Here is an 18,574-nt window from a genome sequence, read left to right on the forward strand (position 1 = left end):
CCAGTCAATCAGTGTGGAAATCAGAAGCGGGCGACGCCGTAAACGTTGGGTCGTAGTTGTCTTTGTTCGGCTTCACGGCAAACCGACAGCGCCATGGCCAGTACGCGCCGGGTATCCCGAGGATCGATCAAACCGTCGTCCCAAAGCCGTGCGGTGCCGAACAGGGCGGTGGAGCCGTCTTCGAGTTTCTTGGCGGTGGCCTGTTCCAGAAACGCCAGGGTTTTCTCGTCGGGCTCTATGCCGCTTTTGCGTTGTTTGTCTTCCGCCACGATGCGCATCACCTTGCCGGCCTGGGCGGGGCCCATAACGGCGGTGCGGCTGTTGGGCCAGGCGAAGATGAATCTCGGGTCCAGGCCCCGGCCGCACATGGCGTAGTTGCCAGCGCCGTAGGAGCCGCCGACCACCACGGCGATTTTCGGCACCCGGCAGTTGGCTACGGCCTGCAGCATCTTGGAACCGTGTTTGATGATGCCGTTCTGCTCCGAGTGCGTGCCTACCATGAAGCCGGTGGTGTTGTGCAGGAACAGGATGGGGGTGCCGGCCTGGTCGCAGAGCTGGATAAACTGCGCCGCCTTGGTGGAACCGGCCGGGGTGATCGGGCCGTTGTTGCCGATGATGCCTACACTGTGGCCCTGAATCCGGATGGTGCCGCACACAGTCTGGTTGTCGTAGTCGTTCTTGAAATCCAGGAACCGGGAGCCGTCGGCGATGCGGGCGAGGATCTCGCGCACGTCGTAGGGCTTCTTGGCGTCGGAAGGAATCACGCCCAGCAGCTCTTCAGCCGGATACAGCGGCTCATCCCACTGGGGTTCCTGGCGCAGCGGCAGGTTTTCATTCCAGGGCAGGGCGCCGAGGATTTCCCGGGCCTGGCGAATGCCGTCGGCGTCGTCTTCGGCCAGGTATTCGGCGGTGCCGGCTACCGTGGCGTGCATTTCTGCACCGCCCAGTTCTTCGTCGGTGGCGATTTCACCGGTGGCCGCTTTCAGCAGCGGCGGGCCGGCCAGGAACATCTTGGCCTGCTCACGTACGGTGATCACGTAATCGGACAGCCCCGGCTGATAGGCGCCCCCAGCGGTGGCGTTGCCGTGAACCACCGTTACTTGCGGAATACCGGCAGCCGACATGCGGGCCTGGTTGGCAAAGCCCCGGGCGCCGAGCACGAAAATGTCGGTGGCGTAGTTCAGGTTGGCGCCACCGGATTCCGACATCGATACGACTGGAAGCTTGTTCTCCATGGCGATCTGCTGCAGACGCAGGGTCTTGTCCAGGCCGGCGGGGGTAATGGTTCCGCCCTTGATGGCGCTGTTGCTGGCCACCACCAGGCAGCGCACTCCCGCTACCCGACCAATGCCGGCAATAATCCCGCCACCGGCCATGGAGCCGTCTTTGTCATCGTGCATCTTGTAGCCGGCCAGGGAACATAGCTCCAGGAACTCGCTGCCCCGGTCCAGCAGACGGTTGATGCGATCCCGGGGCAGTAATTTACCCCGTTTGGTGAACTTCTCCCGGGCCGATTCCGCCAGGTCCAGAACCTTCTGCTCCACATCCCGGAAGGTGGTGATGTGCGCTTCCATGGCCTCGACATTGCCCCGGAACTCGTCGGACTGGGGGGTTATTGTTGTTTCCAGTACCTGCATGGGGAATCCTCAGTCGTCACTCAAAACTTTCGGCGTTACCGCCCGATGAAAACCGTTGTACGGTTCGTTGTTCTTCGCCTTCGGCATCGGCCAAACACGCCCGCCCTGAGAAGCCGCCCCGTCAATCCGCAGGCAGTCACCACTGATAAACGCCGCACCCGGGCTAAGCAGAAAACAGATCGCCGAACTCACCTCGGACTCCGTCCCCATCCGCTTGATCGGCACCGCATCCGCCAGGCTACGAATCCACGACTTCATATGAGCCGGGTAGTTATCCATCCCGCTGGACGCAATCCACCCCGGCGCGACCGCATTCACCCGCACCCCGGAAGGCGCCCATTCAACCGCCGCCGTCTGGGTAAAATTCACCATCCCCGCCCGGGCCGCACCCGAGTGGCCCATGCCAGGCATGCCGCCCCACATATCCGCGACAATGTTCACAATCGAACCACCGGTCTTGCTCAACGCCTGGGTATAGGCCTCCCGGGACATCAGAAAACCACCGGTCAGATTCGTGCGCACCACGGTTTCCCAACCTTTCTGGTTAATCCCCGTCAGCGGCGAGGCAAACTGCCCGCCGGCGTTGTTCACCAACCCGTCCAACCGGCCGTGTTCCGCAATAATGGCTTTCACCGTGGCCTTGACCGATTCCTCCTCGCGAATATCGCAAGCGTGGGCGCTGGCAATGCCGCCGTCGGCCTCAATCTCGGCTTTTACCGAATCGACCTTCTCCTGCTTACGACCAACGAGAGCAACTTGAGCACCGAGGGCCGCCAGTTCGTGGGCGGTACAACGGCCAATTCCAGAACCACCGCCGGTCACAATAAACACCTGGCCTTCAAACAGCCCCGGCCGAAGAACAGACTGATAACTCATAAAAAATCCTTATCAAAATAAGCTGAATCCACGTAAAAAGTCGGAGCGCCCCGGTGGGGGAGAGCCCTACAAAAATGTGCGGAGCCATGGATGGCGGAGCCCAAGCGCCACAGGGATGTGCCGAAGGAGCGTTTTTTGTAGGGCTCTCCCCCATCGGGGCGCTTGCCCCACAGTTTGATTACGAAGTTCACTGAGGCACCAGATTCGAAGGCACAGGCACCGGAAACTCCAGAAGCTGCTGCGCAAAGGCCTTGCCCTGCGGATCAATCCGAAGGGAAGCTACGCCACCACCACCCAGACTGTGCTCCAGCAAGAAATTGAACGCATGCAACCCCGGCATCGCCCAGCGCGTCACCTTGCCAGACTCCGGATTCAGCGTATGACTCATCCACTGGGCCACCGCCTGCTCCGTCAACGCCGCCTCAATAAACGGCAAAAACTCCGGCTCCCGCGCAATCACCCCGATATTGCTGTGATCACCCTTGTCACCAGACCGCGCCCAGGCCAGCTTGATTAGCGGCACCGTGGTGTCTGTTGAAACCTCCATCCGGGCTTCTGGCTCAGCAGCCAGCGAACCCGGATCAAATCCCCCGTCGGTAACTACGGCCACTTGGGATTTCTCACCAGCCAACTCCACCGAAACCGCCACTTCTGGCTTCGGCACCAAGCAGGAATACAACCGAATCTTCGGCCACACCGTCGGCCGGCCACCGACAATACCGGTGATCCCCGGCGCCATGCCCGTAGCCGCCTGGGCAATTTCCCTGGAGAACAGCACCAACGCCTTCTTGTTCGGGTGGGCTGTGGCAATCTTCACCACCACCTCCCGGCACTGGTCGCCCCGGCCGTGGGCACCGTAAGTGGTTTCGGTGCCCAAGAGCTCGATGCTGGTTTCGGAATAGTCCGGCAGGCCACGCTCGGCAAACATCGCGGATGTCTTCGCCAGAATGGCTTCGGCCACTTTCTGCGCCTTCGCCTTGGCATCGATGCCGCCCAGCAGGAAGGTCACCGTGCACTTGAAGCCATCCGGCCAGGTGCCGGACACCTTGTAGCTGTCGGTTGGGGGCAGGCCCTTCGCGCCAGTAACACTAACCTGGTCCTTGCCGATCTCTTCCAGCGTTACCCGGGTGAAATCACAGGTCACATCCGGTAGCAGGTAAGCCCGCGGATCACCAATCTCGTACACCAGTTGCTCACTCACGGTACCCCGGCTGACCAGGCCACCGGTGCCTTCTGGCTTGGTGATCACAAAGTCACCGGAGGCGCTTACTTCGGCAATCGGGAAGCCCATATTGGCATAGCCCTCGGCCACCTGTTCCCAATCGGTAAAGTTGCCGCCGGTGGACTGGGCACCGCACTCCAGCAGGTGCCCGGCCAGGCTGCCCTGAGCCAGCTTGTCGTAGTCGTTCCAGCGCCAGCCGAATTCATGCATCAGCGGCGCCAGCACCAGGGCGCTGTCCGCCACCCGGCCGGTGATAATGATGTCTGCACCCTGTTCCAGCGCGGCCACCAGGCCGGGCGCGCCCAGATAGGCATTCAGGCTGACCATCATGCCGGGGAAGGGCTGTCCGGTGGTCATCTCGGTGATGCCGGCATCGGCCAGCTTCTTTTTCTTCATCAGAAGGTCATCGCCCAGTACTACGGCGATTTTCAGGTCCACGCCCGCTTGCTCGCACAGGGCCTGCAAGGCATCGCGGCAGGCAGCCGGGTTCACGCCGCCGGCGTTGGTCAGTACCCGGACGCCTTGCGCCTTGATGTCGCCCAGCAGCGGAGCCATGACGGTTTCAACGCAGTCCCGGGCATAACCCTGAGAGGGGTCTTTCATCTTCTGGCCGGCCATGATCGACATGGTGATCTCGGCCAGGTAATCGGCCACCAGGTAATCAATGTTGCCCTGATGAACCAGCTGGGCGGCGGCGGTTTCTGTGTCGCCCCAGAAAGCGGCGGAGCAGCCGATGCGGATAGGGTTGTCGGGTTGTGCCATGTTGTTTGCCTTGTTCTTTGCGCCCGGCGATTGCGGACTGGTGCAACGATGTCATCGACAATACCAAGCAAGCGCTTGGTTTGTAAACAGGCAAATCTCGGGTAGAATAAAAAGTCCCAGCAAGACAACCGGATGGCCTTTGTGAACCAGAACGAGATTCTTCAGTCCCTTATTCAAGACCAGCTGGTTTCTGATCCTGCCAGTGCCCGTGGACGCTTGTTAAAAGAAGCCGCCACTTTGTTCAGGGACAAGGGCTATGAGCGCACGACAGTCAGGGACCTGGCGGCTGCCGTAGGTATTCAGTCGGGCAGTCTGTTCCATCACTTCCGGACCAAAGAAGAAATACTGAAAGCCGTTATGGTTGAAACCATTCGGTTGAACACCGCGGTGATGCAAGCAGCAGCCGATCAGGTGGACTCGCCACAGGGCAAGCTTCGGGCGCTGATCCGTGCCGAGCTTGAGTCGATTAACGGTCAGACTGGCGAAGCCATGGCGGTGCTCGTGTATGAGTGGCGCAGTTTGTCGGATCACTCGCAAGGGGAAGTGCTTGAGCTGCGGGACATATACGAGAATCTGTGGCTCTCCATACTGGAGGAGCTGAGCCAGTCAGGGCGCCTGGCAGCGGATGCCTTTATCGTTCGCAGAATGCTAACGGGCGCTCTTAGCTGGACAGTTACCTGGTATCGCCCTGAGCGTGGCGGATTGACACTGGACGGCCTGACGGATCAGGTTATGGCCATGTTGGGTTTTGTGGATGGTCATGCCGCTTTGTCATAAATGGCACGATTGTCCCGAAAAATGTCCCACACAGAACGCATTGTTTTAAATCAATAATTTCAAACTCCCTCGTATTTTATACCAGCCATTGGCCTGATCGGCATGGCAGTTTCGGCAATCAAGCCATTTCTGTCTGACAAGATTCCCCGCATTCTTCGTTCCGCTGGATACAGTTTCCCCAAACCAAGGGATCTGATTCACGGATTGGCGAGAACCTTATGTGATAAAAAACATCTCGCAATCCCTTACACACAAAAACAAAGAAAGACGGGTCACATTATGATCTTCTCAATGCTCACCCAGGTGCGCCATGTACTGGCACGCCTTCGCGCAATGGTAGCTGCCAGCGTGGTTATTCTGCTGGCGGGTTGCTCAGCCAATCCGATATACCAGACCACCGGGATTGTGCTCTCCAATTACTCCGAATCTGAAGCTACACCCTATGTGATGCAGATGTCAGATCCCCGCATGGCCTGTGCGCTGGGTGAGGGCACGGATGCGCTGATGTATTCCTTTTCCAGAATCATCGACGCACCCGACAGCACCGGTTCCTTGTTGATGCTGCTGGCCGGTAACTGCATGGAATACCGGGCCTGGGAAGCCGAGCTGGATTACCTCAGGGCGGAATATCATGGCAACGTGCCCGCCGCCAAAGATGCCCGGGAAATGTCGAAGCGCCTCTACGCGATAACGGCTGAGCGCCGCTACGAAGCCTATCAGCGCGCCATGGCTGCCTATGACTTTGACCCGGCGGCCGAGCCCATGGAGTGCCCGTTCCTGTTTACCGATCAGGATGAGCTGACGTTTCTTCTGGGGCTGCTGACCGGATTACAGGCCATCGTGAATGATGCCAATTCCGGTGCCCTCGCCGGCGTGCCCCGTAACATTGCGCCCCGTGCCGAGCGTGCCGCGCAGTGTGTTGATAACGAGAAATGGGGTGGCCTGCCCAATGCTGTCAGAGCCCTGGTCTGGCTGCTGATTCCCGATACCCGTCCTGAGCTGTCTCCCGACCCATGGGTGGTGCTTGAGAACAGTGCCGAAATGGGTGTGAAAGCGGGCATCAGAGCGTCCCACGCCGTTCAGGTGGTGGCCTCTGAAACCTTTGGCCGCCCGGACGTTCTGGCGAGCACCATAGCCGAATTTGCCGAAACCGAAGAGCAGATCGATGTGTGGGATACATACCGGCTGGTTGACCATGTTGCCCGCAGCGTTGTCACCTTCTCATCGGATAAGCACTGGACCAGGAACTACGGCCATCGCACACCGGCAAGCTTCTTCGGGAAAATGACCGCAGAGCGCGATACCAGCAACGTAGAAACCATGAGCCTGGACGGCCTGCTCTGACAGAGCCGCCCGGCAACGTTTTAACTGAACCGATAAACACAAGAGTGACCCGGAGGTCGTCATGATCCGCAATTCCCTTGCAGCCCTCACCCTTGCAGTTGCTGCCCCCCTGGCTTCTGCACAAACCGTTTCGATGTGCGTGTTCGATGTGATCGGTGCCAACGGTGACGTGTTCAACATGGTCAAAGACTACGCCCTTGAAATGAAGGCGCACGGTGTTGATTTCGAGCTTAAACCCTATACCGATGAAGGTGTTGCGGTTGGTGATTTCAACGCCGGCCAGTGTGATGCAGTGGCGGCGACCGATATTCGGATTCGCCCGTTCAACCGCTTTACCGGAAGCATCAGTGCTGTCGGTGCGCTGCCAACCTACGACGATCTCAAAACCCTGCTGGCGACACTGGCGCAGCCAAAGGCAGCTTCCCTGATGAAGGAAAACGGCTACGAGGTGTTGGGTATCGTGCCTGCGGGTGCGGGCTACCTGTTCGTCAACGACAGGGGCATTGATACCGCCGGAGAATTGGCCGGCAAGCGTGTTGCCACTCTGGATTATCAGAAAGACGCGATTCACATGGTGAATTACGTCAAGGCGACTGTCGTGCCCTCGGACATCACCAATTTCGCCGGCAAGTTCAACAATGGCTCGGTTGATACTGCCTACGCACCAGCCTTCGCCTATGAGGCACTGGAGCTCTATAAAGGCATTGGTGACAAGGGCGGTATTGTTGACTACCCGCTGGCGCAACTGACCATTCAGGTGGTGGCCCGGGACGATGTGCTTGAAGACGGCCTCGCCCAGAAGGCTCGGGAAGTCGCCTGGGGCATGTACCCACAAGCCATGAACCTGATCGATACCCAGGAAAAGGCCATTCCGGATGGCCAGTGGATCCGTATTCCCGACAAAGATATTACCGGTTACCAGGAAATGTTCCGGGAAAACCGCCTGGAAATGCGTGACGGCGTAAACGGCGCACCCGATGTATACCACCCGAAGATGTTGAGCCTGCTGAGCAAAATTCGGTGTGCCAGTAATCCGGGTGCATCCGAGTGCACTGCGGAAAATCGGGAATAACCGGAGACCCTGACCATGAACTGGCGTGCAATGACTGCGACAGGCGTAAGGACACTGTACCCCGTGCACAGGTTGCACGGGGTTATCCTCCTGCTGTTACTCCTGGCGACTCTGTTGCTCGGGATGGGTAATTCGCTTCACTCCCGGTTGCTGTGGGTGGGTGAACAGGTGTGGCCAAACTACTACCTGCTCAATCCCGATGCGGTTGAGCCCACCTGCAATCTGGTTATGGATGTCGACAAAGAAGTGCAGCGCCGGGTTCAGGCCTATCAGCCGGACCCGGACGATCTCTTCAGCTCACCTCCGGACCCGCAGGCAATCCGTCAGTCACTGGAAAGCAATCTTGCACTGTGTGAGCAGCGCCATCTGCAGTTTGCTGAAAACCAGAAAAATGCCACATGGGGGCTGGGTGTTTTCAAGGACATAGAGCAGGGCCTGGCTAACTTCCTGCTCAGCAACATTGATCTCACCAAGTTCCTGTTTATTGGTATGTTTGCCATGGCCGCGGCCATTTCAGCACTGGATGCCGATCACATCGCTTTGAGGTTGCCCCGCAACCGGGCTGAGTGGCGCTTGAGCCAGGGTGTTCAGTTTGTTGTAAACGGGCTTATGCTGCTTTCATTGAATGCCTATCTCGGTAACCTGGAGCGAACGCCCGATTCGGCAAGTGCCATGGATCTCCAGTATGCCTGGGGCTTTGTGTTCGGGTTGTTCATGGTGATCAACGCGATACGCTTCTTCTATATACCGGAACGGATGAGAGCGGGAAGCCTGGATCTCGCTTCCGGACTTGTGGTGCCGCTGTACTGCACCATGGGGCTGATTGCCATGAGTTACTTCTTTTTCGTGGACGGCTATTCCTCGGGGCTGGCCATTTACTTTGGCATGATGTCCAACCTGTCTTCGATGTTCATCAACATCGGCCTGTACGTGCTGGTGGGCATGATGCTGAAGCAGACCCGTGTTCCGGAACTGCTGCTGGGCCTGATCAAACCGTACAACTTGCCGGCACCCATGCTGGCCTCAGTGATTATCTTTGCCACCGCCTTTCCCACGGCCTTTACCGGTGCCTCCGGTATTTTCATTCTCGCCGTGGGCGGTGTGGTGTACGACGAGCTTCGCCGGGCCGGTGCCGGGCGGCAGCTTTCTCTGGCGACCACCGCTATGTCGGGTAGCCTGGGTGTTGTGCTGAACCCGTGCTTGCTGATCGTTGTGGTTGCGGCACTGAACAAGGAAGTCACCACAACCGAGATGTATGGCTGGGGCTTCTGGGTGTTCATTATGTCGGCCAGTCTGTTTTCCTTTATCGTGTGCAAGACCGAAGGCAACTGGAAGCCCAGGCCTGCGCCAGGGGCGTTCCGTGCCTCATTGCGGGCAACCCGGCCTCTGCTGCCTTATGTGGTGGTTGGCTCGGCCGTGATTCTGGCCATCTGGGCGGTACTTGGTCTGCAATTCAATGAATACAGCGCCCCGCTGATCCTACCGCTGGTCATGCTGGCCTTGCTGATGCTGGATGCAGGAAGAGAGCGGGATGAAACGTCTGAGACGCGGATGCAGGCCTTTTTCGCCCGAAGCAGCGCAGCGGCCAGCGATTCCGCTGTGCACATCGGTGCATTGCTGGCACTGATCGGTTTCTCAATATGTCTGGGCGGTATTCTGGAGCGCTCGGATATTGTGCACTATCTGTTTCCGGAAAGTCTGACCAGTCCGTGGTTGGCCATGCTGGTTATCGTGGTGATGCTGACGGTCATCGGTATGGTGATGGATCCATTCGGGGCAGTGATTCTGGTGTCTGCAACCATCGCCCAGCCGGCGATTCAGATCGGTATTGATCCTTTGCACTTCTGGATTGTGTGCCTGGTTGCCTTTGAGTTGGGGTACCTGAGCCCTCCGGTGGCGCTGAACCATCTGCTTACCCGTCAGGTGGTGGGTGAAACTGAAGTGCTGGCGGCCGAGCGCACGGGAACCTTCTGGCACCGGTATGAGCGTTTGTTGCTGCCGCTGGCGGTAATGATCCCGACCTTGTTGCTGGCAGCGTTTGTGCCAATGCTGTTTTACGCGCTGTAAGCACAGTAGTCTGGAATAACCCGCGACAGCCCGGCTGCGCGGGTTTTTTCGTGATGTGGTAACGGACTTGCTTCAGAATGGGTCGATCACGGATGTCAGACCGTATAATCTGAATGAAGCCTTAAGCCACCTGACAAAAAGAGTCGCCAGTGAGAGTACGGATTCCCCTTTGTTTTCTGATACCAGGGATGGTGATGCTTGCCGGTTGTGGTGGTGGCAGCAGCTCTGGTGCCGCCACACCCCTTTTGCCGGCCAGTCCCCTGTCCGGAGTGATTGCGATTGAGGCCAACAGCCGGGTTGACCAGGATACGATGGATCAGCTGGGCCTTGGCGGTGCCACGCCCGCTGTTGTTCCGCAAACCCTGCCTGCCAGTTTTGTTTTGGCCGGTTATGTGAGCAATGCCAGTGGGTTCTATCCAGACGGTTCAACGGCGTGTCAGCCGCTTGAGTACCGTGCCGACCCCCTTGATGACTTTCTGGTGCCCATGGCCCCGGGGGAGACCATCGTGCTTCAGAGCTTTGGCACCTGTGCCAATGCAGCGGTTCTGGAACTTGATGTAGAGGGGGCGTTATCGCAGACGGGTACCGATAGCGTGGGTGTGGCGAAGTTTACCCTGAGTGCTGGCGACGAGCGGGACTACCGGGTACGCGTACGGAATCTCGGGCGAATTCCGGCGCGCTACGTGCTGCTGAAAACCGCCGGCACTTCGCAGGATACCGCTGCGTTTTATTGGCCGGATCATCGCTTCGTTGAGGGTGAAGCGATAATCACTCTGGCTGAAACCCAACTGGGGCCGGTGTCGGCGATGGCCCAGGCCAACGGCGTGGGTCCGCGCAGGCTCGCTGATCGGGCCTGGCTGGCTTCCATGGCAGCTACTTCCAAAACGGCCATTGCAGGGCGGGAATCTTCTGCCACGCTGGCGTGGATTCAGCAGCTCCGGCAAACGCCGGGTGTTGAATCCGCTGCACCCAACTATCAGGTGGTGGCTCATTCACCGGTGAGTGAGCCGCTGTATAACCGGCAGTGGCACTACGGTTTGATCAACGGCCCGATCGCCTGGCAGTTGGCGCCCGGGGGTGGTTCTGGGGTCAATGTTGCTGTTCTGGATTCAGGGCTGTTCCGAAATTCACCCACGTCCTGGCATCCTGACCTGCAAGCCAACGTTGCAGCGGGTTACGATTTCGTCGATGGTGATGCCGATCCGGAAGACCCGGGCAACAGTGTCGGTGGAAATGTTTTTCACGGCACTCATGTAGCGGGCACCATTGCGTCGGTGATTGATGCTAGTGGCAGTGGTGGCGTAGCGTTCGGCTCATCTTTGCTGCCAGTCCGTGTGTTGGGTGAGGGCGGCACCGGTTCGTCCGCCGACCTCATAGAGGCGATTAGCTGGCTGGTCAACGGCCCTTCCGGAGCCACGCCCCGAGCCGGTGTTGTCAATATGAGCCTCGGCGGCCTGCCCGAAATTGCACAGCTGGAGTCGGTGATTGCGGCCGGCGTGGAGAAAGGCATGATCTTTGTGGCTGCGGCAGGCAACTCCGCCACCACGGCGAAGTCCTACCCGGCGGCATCGCCGAATGTCCTTGCGGTCAGCGCGGTAGACGGTGCCGGAAATCTCGCAACCTATTCCAATTACGGCAGCTGGATTGATTTGGCTGCCCCGGGCGGCGATGCCGGCCGGGATGCCAACAGCGATGGCGAGGCCGATCTGGTGTGGAGCACCAGCGCAACCCAGACGTCCGACGGCTATGTGCCGGATTACAGAGGCTTGCAAGGGACGTCCATGGCCGCGCCCCATGTCGCCGGCGTGTTGGCGCTGATGAAATCAGAAAAGATGAAATCAGAGAATCAGCAACTGACTTACGGCGAGGTGCTGGGCTTGCTCCGGCAGGGCGAAATGACGGATTACTCCGGCAGCCCTTCTGTTCAGCTGGGCTATGGGGTGCTCGATGCGGCAAAGGCGGTGTCTGCTGCGACAAACGGTTTTTCAGGGGTTGTGTTGTCGGCGTCCCCGGCGGTGCTGTCGCTGAGTAATGAAGGCACTGAGACACAGAGCGTGATGTTGGACGCCTACGGCTCCGCGAGTCTAGACAGCGTTAGCCTGAGCTCGTTTCCTGAGTGGCTGGCGGTTACCGAAGATTTTTCTCAGCTGCCCTATACCCTTCAGGTTACCCTTCTTCGGAGTAGGCTGGAGCCGGACGTGCCCGCACGGGATGACATCGTGATTACGTACAACGGAACAAAGGAACTTCGTATCCCGGTGATTGGCCAGCTGATAACCGATGAGCAGGCTCGTAACGCGGGTGCCCATTTCGTGCTGCTGGTCAACACGGAACCGGATGCCGATGGCTTCTATTGGGCCGAAGCGCAAGTGACCACCACGGTTGAAAACGGCCAATACCCGTTCCGGTTTGAAGCAGACGATGGTGAAGAGCCTCGGCAACTGAACGAGGTAGTGCCGGGGGACTATTATCTGGTTGCCGGTACCGATATTGATGGTGACGGGTTCATCTGCCAGCCGGGCGAGTCCTGTGCGGAGTATCCGGTTTCCGGTTTGCGAGAAGTCATTACCATAAGCGCCGGGCAAAGCATTTCCGATGTTCGTATGACCACCGGGTTTTCGCGCCCGACTATTTCAGCAGCCACTCCGGATGTCCTGCCACGCCCTGACTTCAAGGGATACCGGTTGAAGCGCGAGCGCAATGGGTCGGCAGCCTACGATGAAGGAGTGAAGGTGTTCCAATGAAACCGTACCTATCAAAATTATTGGCAGCGTCATTTGTATCCTTGGCCATGACAGGGTGCAGCGCGACCGGCAGTGCACCATCCGCACCGGTGCCGGAAGTCCGTCAGATCACTCAATCTGCCCACTGCGGACTGACCGGCCCGGGTGTTGCGTACGTTCGTTCACCGGCTTCGCTGGAGGATCTGCTCGGTGTTGCCGGCCAGAATATGTCGACAGGCGCGATTCGGCAGGTCAATCTGGACAACGAGCAGCTGGTGATCGTAACCCTGGGGCAGAAGCCTACAGCCGGCTACAGCGTGGGGCTGGAGCGAGCGGCGCAGGAGGGCACGACACTGAAACTCGAAATGCGGGTAAATCAGCCGGCGCCCGGAATGATGGTTGCGCAAGTGATTACCTCGCCTTGCGTGGTGCTGGCCGTGGCGAGTGGTGGCTGGCAGCGGGTAGAGGTTACCGGGGTCACTGAAAAGCCGTTGGTAAAGCTTATCGAAAAGTGAAACGGTTTGGCGCAGCCACAAATCAACCGTTGATCTTTCAGCGCGAATCCCTAAGCTATGGCGCAACAATCCTTTGCGGAGTCATGCCGTTTCTATGAGCCAGCAACAATATAACGCCGATGCCATTGAAGTCCTGACCGGTCTTGATCCGGTGCGCAAGCGCCCGGGTATGTACACCGATACATCAAGGCCGAACCATCTGGCGCAGGAAGTTATTGACAACAGTGTTGATGAAGCGCTGGCTGGCCATGCCCGAAGGATCGACGTTATCCTGCACAGTGACAACTCCCTGAGCGTGGAAGACGATGGCCGTGGCATGCCGGTAGACATCCACAAAGAGGAAGGCGTTCCCGGTGTGGAGCTTATTCTCTCCCGGCTGCACGCAGGGGGTAAGTTTTCCGAGGGCAACTACAATTTCTCGGGTGGCTTGCACGGTGTCGGCGTTTCAGTCGTGAACGCATTGTCTACACACCTTGAAGTCACCATCCGGCGCGATGGCCAGGTGCACCGGATGACCTTTGCCGACGGCGAGAAAGCCTCAGAGCTTGAGGTGATCGACACGGTTGGCAAGCGCAATACCGGTACCCGCCTCCGGTTTGTTCCAGACCCGAAGTATTTCGACAGTCCGAACTTTTCCGTCAGCCGTTTGCGTCATAATCTGCGCGCCAAAGCAGTGCTGTGCCCGGGGCTGACGGTGACCTTCCTGCAGGAAAAAACCGGCGAGAAAGACGAGTGGCTTTACGAAGATGGCCTGCGGGATTATCTGCGCACAGCCCTGGCTGACATCGAAGCGGTGCCGCTGGACCCGTTCACCGGCAGTTTCTCCGGTAACAAAGAGGCGGTGGACTGGGCCATCCAATGGTTGCCAGAGGGTGGCGATGCGGTTCTTGAAAGCTACGTAAACCTGATTCCCACTGCCCAGGGCGGCACCCATGTAAACGGCCTGCGTACCGGTCTGCTGGAGGCTATGAGGGAATTCTGCGAGTTCCGCAGTCTGCTGCCACGGGGTGTGAAGCTGTCCCCGGAGGATATCTGGGAGCGTGTCGCTTACGTACTGTCGTTCAAAATGCAGGAGCCGCAGTTCTCAGGCCAAACCAAAGAGCGGCTGTCCTCCCGCGAGGCGGCCGCCTTTGTTTCCGGTGTGGTGAAGGATGCGTTCAGCCTGTGGCTTAATCAACACACGGATATTGCAGAAGCCCTGGCAGAGCTGTTCATCAGCAATGCCCAGCGCCGGTTACGGGCCAGCAAGAAAGTCGCTCGTAAAAAAGTGACATCTGGCCCAGCGCTGCCGGGTAAGCTGGCCGACTGCTCCGGTTCAGATACCAATCGTTCCGAACTGTTCCTGGTGGAAGGCGACTCTGCTGGCGGCTCTGCCAAACAGGCCCGTGACCGGGAGTTCCAGGCCGTCATGCCCTTGCGGGGCAAGATTCTGAATACCTGGGAAGTGGATTCAAACGAAATTCTGGCCTCCCAGGAAGTACACGACATTGCGGTTGCGATCGGTGTGGACCCCAGTTCGGATGATCTGACTGGGCTGCGCTATAACAAGGTGTGCATCCTTGCCGATGCGGATTCCGATGGGCTGCACATTGCGACCTTGCTGTGCGCCCTGTTTGTAAAGCACTTCCGGCCCTTGGTCTCGGCGGGGCACGTGTTCGTTGCCATGCCGCCGCTGTATCGTGTCGATCTGGGAAAGGAAACCTTCTACGCTCTGGATGAACATGAAAAGCAGGGCATTATTGACCGCCTGGCGGCGGAGAACCGTAAAGGCAAGCTTCAGGTGACCCGGTTCAAGGGGCTGGGTGAAATGAACCCGTTGCAGTTGCGCGAAACCACCATGGCGCCCGATACCCGTCGATTAGTGATGCTCACGCTTGAAGAGGGTGACGATACCGACGAGTGCATGGACATGCTGCTGGGTAAGAAGCGGGCGTCCGATCGCCGGGCCTGGCTTGAAGCCTACGGTAATATGGCGGACGTTGCAGGCTGATATTCCTTTACCTGCTATAAACATCGTTCTTTATTCTTTCTCAGAATTGCGTTAGCTCGTTATCCTGCCAGTTTTCTGATCGGAATAAACCGGATTATGGACTGGCAAGGATGGTTTTCTCTCGGCCTGGCGGGTGCAGCGCTGGTGCTGATGACATCGGGGCGCTTTGCGCCTCATCTGGTGATGCTGGCGGTGCTGGTGCTGTTGAGTGCTACTGGCATTATCGGGCCTGAGCAGGCGCTCATGGGGTTCAGCAATCCAGGCCTGATCACCGTTGTTGCCTTGTTCGTGGTAGCCTCTGGCGTGCACCATTCAGGCGGTGTGGATCTCCTCGTTCGCTATATTCTGGGCAGCCCGAAAACAATTCGCGGTGCTCAGGCCCGCATTGCGTTGCCTGTCACCTTGCTCAGCGGCTTTCTGAACAATACCCCGGTGGTGGCCACAATGATTCCGGCGGTTCACGCCTGGTCCCGGAAAATTGGCATCGCGCCCTCCAAACTGATGATCCCCCTCAGCTACGCTGCCATTTTCGGCGGCACCCTGACGATGATCGGCACCAGTACCAATCTGGTGGTGAATGGCCAGTACCAGCAGTTAACCGGTAGTGACGGATTTTCGATCTTTGCCATCACCCAGGTGGGTTTACCTGTGGCTATTATCGGTGTGGTGACGATGCTGCTTTTCTTGCCCAGATTCCTGCCCGATAAAAAAGACCTCCAGAAGTTTGGCTCGGTGAAGGAGTTCACTCTGGAAGTCGCAGTAGCGCTGAATGGGCCGTTGGTAGGAAAGTCCGTTGGTGAAGCCGGGCTGAGGGAGTTGGAGCGGCTGTATCTGGTTGAAATCGAAAGGGATGGCAGTGTCGTCACTGCAGTGCCTTCGGAGGAGCGCCTGAGAGGTGGTGACCGTTTGGTGTTTGCAGGGGATACCCAGGCCATTTCAGACTTGCTGCGCATCAACGGTATTGTGCCTTCGGTTCACGATGATGAGCCGGCATTGAGCAAAGACCGGGCCGAGCGGCGCCTGGTTGAGGCCGTGCTATCGCCCCAGTGCGACGTGCTTGGCCAGACCATTCGGGATGCCAGGTTCCGTGACCGTTATGGTGCGGTGGTACTGGCGGTGGCTCGTGGTGGGGAGCGAGTGCCCGGGAATTTGGGCAATATTCGTCTGAAGCCAGGCGATGTGCTGTTGCTTGAAGCGCGGCCGGCCTTTGTCAGTCGTCAGCGTTACAACAAGGACTTCCTGCTGATCAATGACCTGGAAACCGAAGCCCCCCGGCATGACCGTGCCTGGCTGTCCTGGTCGATTCTGGTTGTGTTGGTCGGCCTGGCAGCCTGCGGCATTATGACCATGCTGAACGCCGCCCTGGTGGGCGCCTTTTTGATGATCGTTACGGGCTGCTGTTCGGTCGGGCAGGCGCAAAAGGCCGTTGATGTGCCGGTGGTTCTCACCATTGCGGCCTCCTTTGCCCTCGGTGGCGCGCTTGAGCATACCGGGGCGGCCGGGTACATGGCCGATGCGGTGTTCAGTCTGAGCAGTGGCAGTGCTTTGGTGGCGCTATTGCTGGTCTATCTGGTGGTGTCAGTGCTTACGGAGGTCATCACCAACAATGCCGCGGCTGTATTGGTTGTGCCGGTGGTGCTTTCGCTGACCCAGGCCATGGGCGTGGCGGCAGAGCCCTTTATTATCGCAGTGATGATGGCGGCTTCGGCCAGCTTCGCAACGCCATTGGGCTATCAGACCAATATGATGGTGTTTGGGCCAGGCGGTTATAGATTCGCTGATTTTCTGCGGGTTGGCTTACCCATGAACCTGTTTATCGGCGGGGTGACGGTGGCCGTCATTGCTCTTGTTTACGGGGTTTGAGTGGCATTGGCGAGAATGTCGCAGCACAGTACTTTCAATGTGCCCTGGTGGTTGTACGCGAGCGAGAGGGTTACGCACATATAAGCACCGGTTACGCAAAGGTACGGAGTGGTAACGTGCAGGTTGTCAGGCTGGTCCAGCGCCTGGCGAAGGTACTGCTGTCGGAACCAGTCAGCGCTTGCGGTATTTTCAAGGGGTCTGAAGCGAGGATCCTGGTTGCGGATGGTGAAGTCTGAAACCAGTGTGTCTGCAATCTGTACGCCCCGGTCATCGACCAGATAACACCGGGATACTGCGGGGTGCTCGAGCAGTGTTGTGCAGGCCTGCTGCATCGACGCGCCTTGCCGGAGGCGATCAATTGCTCGCTCGAACGGGCCGCTGAAAAAGTTCACCAGCTGCCGGGTCGGGTCCTGAGTAATCTGTTTTCTCTTTTTGTATTCGGTGAGCAGGTCTTCCAGGTCTGCAGGCGCGTGTGGCAATTCGCCCAGATTGATGCAGGGCCTCTGGAAATAGAAGCCCTGAACGAAGTCTACGCCTGCGTCTATCGCAATCATCACCTGATCCCGGGTTTCCACACCTTCCAGCAAAACCAGGCAACCGGACTGGTGCAGCAAAGCAACCATGCCATTCAGAATCTGGCGGGCCCGGTGGTCGTTGGAAGCCCGGGTGAGCAGAGACCGATCCAGTTTGACAATGTCGGGCGACAGATTCCATATCCGTTCGAAATTCGAGTGCCCGGCACCAAAGTCGTCAATGGCAGTCAGGCAGCCCAGTTCTCGATAATAGTCGACCGTGTCCCTCAGCCTTGCCGGGTCGTCGGTTGGCTGCTCCACAATTTCCATCACAATGCGATGAGCGGGTAAGCCGGTCTTCTTGAGGAGCTGCCCGAAAAAGGAGTCAGAGTGATTGCCGCTTGTCACTACCCTTGGAGATACGTTCAGAAACAGCCAGTTCAATTGATCTTTAATTCCGCTGTAATTGCGGACGTGAAGATACCGGCACAGACGATCCAGTAGCAGGTTTTCGGCTTCGGATGAGGGTAAGTCAAAAAGGTGGAGCGGCAGCACGGCCGAGTTATCGTTGTCGAATGCCCGGATCAGTGCTTCGTAGCCTACGGTTCGCTTGTGAGAAATGCTGTAGATCGGCTGCAGCGCTGTTCGAAGGGTGAGGCCCCTGAAATCGGCGGTCCACATGTCTCCCTGCTGGCTGAGCATGGGAGAGAGTAGGTCAACCTCGGGTGCTGGCAGCATGTCTGTAAGGCTATGTGACATAGGCAAATCTGGACCATCTAGCAAAAACAACAGCTAAGTGCTGGCTCGAATACAGTCACTGAATTGTCAGCCAGGGTGCCCATCTCCTTGGCACAGCTACCTGTATTTCAAGGAATTTCAGTTACGTGAAGTCAGATTGCCAAAAAACAGGAATGATTACCACTGCTTAATTGTGGAAACAGGAAACAGTTTGTATCTGCCGCGACAGGCAGGCGGGGAAGGAGGAAGAAAAAAGAAAACCCGGCGTTGCCGGGCTTCAGGTGTATCAGTTGTTGCTGGGGATGACTACGGATTCGTCGAATTCGAGTTCCATGTTGTTTCCTCTCGGTCACTGAGGCCCGCGACGGGGCATTTGATAAGTATGGGAAAAGTTTATCTTCTATTGAGATTCGTACAATCCGTAGAACCCCTATACGACTAAAGTGCCCGAGGCGATACCTCGCTAGGGGTAGCCG

The 18,574-nt window shown here is 58.0% G+C and carries 12 protein-coding genes; 8 read left to right on the forward strand and 4 right to left on the reverse strand.

Annotated elements, in window-relative coordinates; translation table 11 throughout:
- Nucleotides 1-20: 20 nt before the first annotated feature.
- From QPL95_RS08480 to QPL95_RS08490, 3 genes are all read right to left on the reverse strand, one after another.
- The gene (locus QPL95_RS08480) at nucleotides 21-1,637 is read right to left on the reverse strand and encodes an acyl-CoA carboxylase subunit beta (RefSeq protein WP_303290551.1); all 1,617 of its coding nucleotides are present in this window, start codon (nucleotides 1,635-1,637) and stop codon (nucleotides 21-23) included.
- A gap of 9 nt (nucleotides 1,638-1,646) precedes the next feature.
- Nucleotides 1,647-2,513 carry an SDR family oxidoreductase gene (locus tag QPL95_RS08485; protein ID WP_303290552.1) on the reverse strand — a complete coding sequence of 289 codons (867 nt, stop codon included), beginning with the start codon at nucleotides 2,511-2,513 and terminating at the stop codon, nucleotides 1,647-1,649.
- 187 nt (nucleotides 2,514-2,700) lie between these two features.
- Entirely contained in the window at nucleotides 2,701-4,497 is a 1,797-nt protein-coding gene (locus QPL95_RS08490) for an acyclic terpene utilization AtuA family protein (RefSeq protein ID WP_303290553.1), read from the reverse strand.
- 132 nt (nucleotides 4,498-4,629) lie between these two features.
- Here QPL95_RS08490 and QPL95_RS08495 point away from each other — a divergent pair, with 132 nt between their 5' ends.
- The 8 genes from QPL95_RS08495 (at nucleotide 4,630) to QPL95_RS08530 (ending at nucleotide 16,848) form a co-directional block, all read left to right on the forward strand.
- Complete coding sequence (locus QPL95_RS08495; protein WP_303290554.1) at nucleotides 4,630-5,274, forward strand: TetR/AcrR family transcriptional regulator; 645 nt, start codon at nucleotides 4,630-4,632, stop codon at nucleotides 5,272-5,274.
- Nucleotides 5,275-5,553: 279 nt separating this feature from the next.
- Entirely contained in the window at nucleotides 5,554-6,618 is a 1,065-nt protein-coding gene (locus tag QPL95_RS08500; protein WP_303290555.1) for a hypothetical protein, read from the forward strand.
- 61 nt (nucleotides 6,619-6,679) lie between these two features.
- Complete coding sequence (locus QPL95_RS08505; protein WP_303290556.1) at nucleotides 6,680-7,690, forward strand: putative solute-binding protein; 1,011 nt, start codon at nucleotides 6,680-6,682, stop codon at nucleotides 7,688-7,690.
- 15 nt (nucleotides 7,691-7,705) lie between these two features.
- Entirely contained in the window at nucleotides 7,706-9,757 is a 2,052-nt protein-coding gene (locus tag QPL95_RS08510) for a TRAP transporter large permease subunit (protein WP_303290557.1), read from the forward strand.
- 188 nt (nucleotides 9,758-9,945) lie between these two features.
- Nucleotides 9,946-12,501 carry a S8 family serine peptidase gene (locus QPL95_RS08515; protein ID WP_303290558.1) on the forward strand — a complete coding sequence of 852 codons (2,556 nt, stop codon included), beginning with the start codon at nucleotides 9,946-9,948 and terminating at the stop codon, nucleotides 12,499-12,501.
- The gene (locus QPL95_RS08520) at nucleotides 12,498-12,995 is read left to right on the forward strand and encodes a protease complex subunit PrcB family protein (protein ID WP_303290559.1); all 498 of its coding nucleotides are present in this window, start codon (nucleotides 12,498-12,500) and stop codon (nucleotides 12,993-12,995) included. The genes QPL95_RS08515 and QPL95_RS08520 overlap by 4 nt, the downstream gene beginning before the upstream one ends.
- A gap of 94 nt (nucleotides 12,996-13,089) precedes the next feature.
- Nucleotides 13,090-14,985 carry a DNA topoisomerase IV subunit B gene (gene parE, locus QPL95_RS08525; protein WP_303290560.1) on the forward strand — a complete coding sequence of 632 codons (1,896 nt, stop codon included), beginning with the start codon at nucleotides 13,090-13,092 and terminating at the stop codon, nucleotides 14,983-14,985.
- Between the two features lie 96 nt (nucleotides 14,986-15,081).
- Entirely contained in the window at nucleotides 15,082-16,848 is a 1,767-nt protein-coding gene (locus QPL95_RS08530) for an SLC13 family permease (protein WP_303290561.1), read from the forward strand.
- Here the strand turns inward: QPL95_RS08530 and QPL95_RS08535 are convergent.
- Nucleotides 16,836-18,119, reverse strand: coding sequence for an EAL domain-containing protein (locus QPL95_RS08535; RefSeq protein WP_303290562.1), 1,284 nt, complete (start codon nucleotides 18,117-18,119; stop codon nucleotides 16,836-16,838). The two genes, QPL95_RS08530 and QPL95_RS08535, sit on opposite strands and share 13 nt — an antisense overlap.
- Between the last annotated feature and the right edge of the window lie 455 nt (nucleotides 18,120-18,574).

This window comes from Marinobacter sp. SS5-14b, assembly GCF_030541005.1.
GTDB lineage: Bacteria > Pseudomonadota > Gammaproteobacteria > Pseudomonadales > Oleiphilaceae > Marinobacter.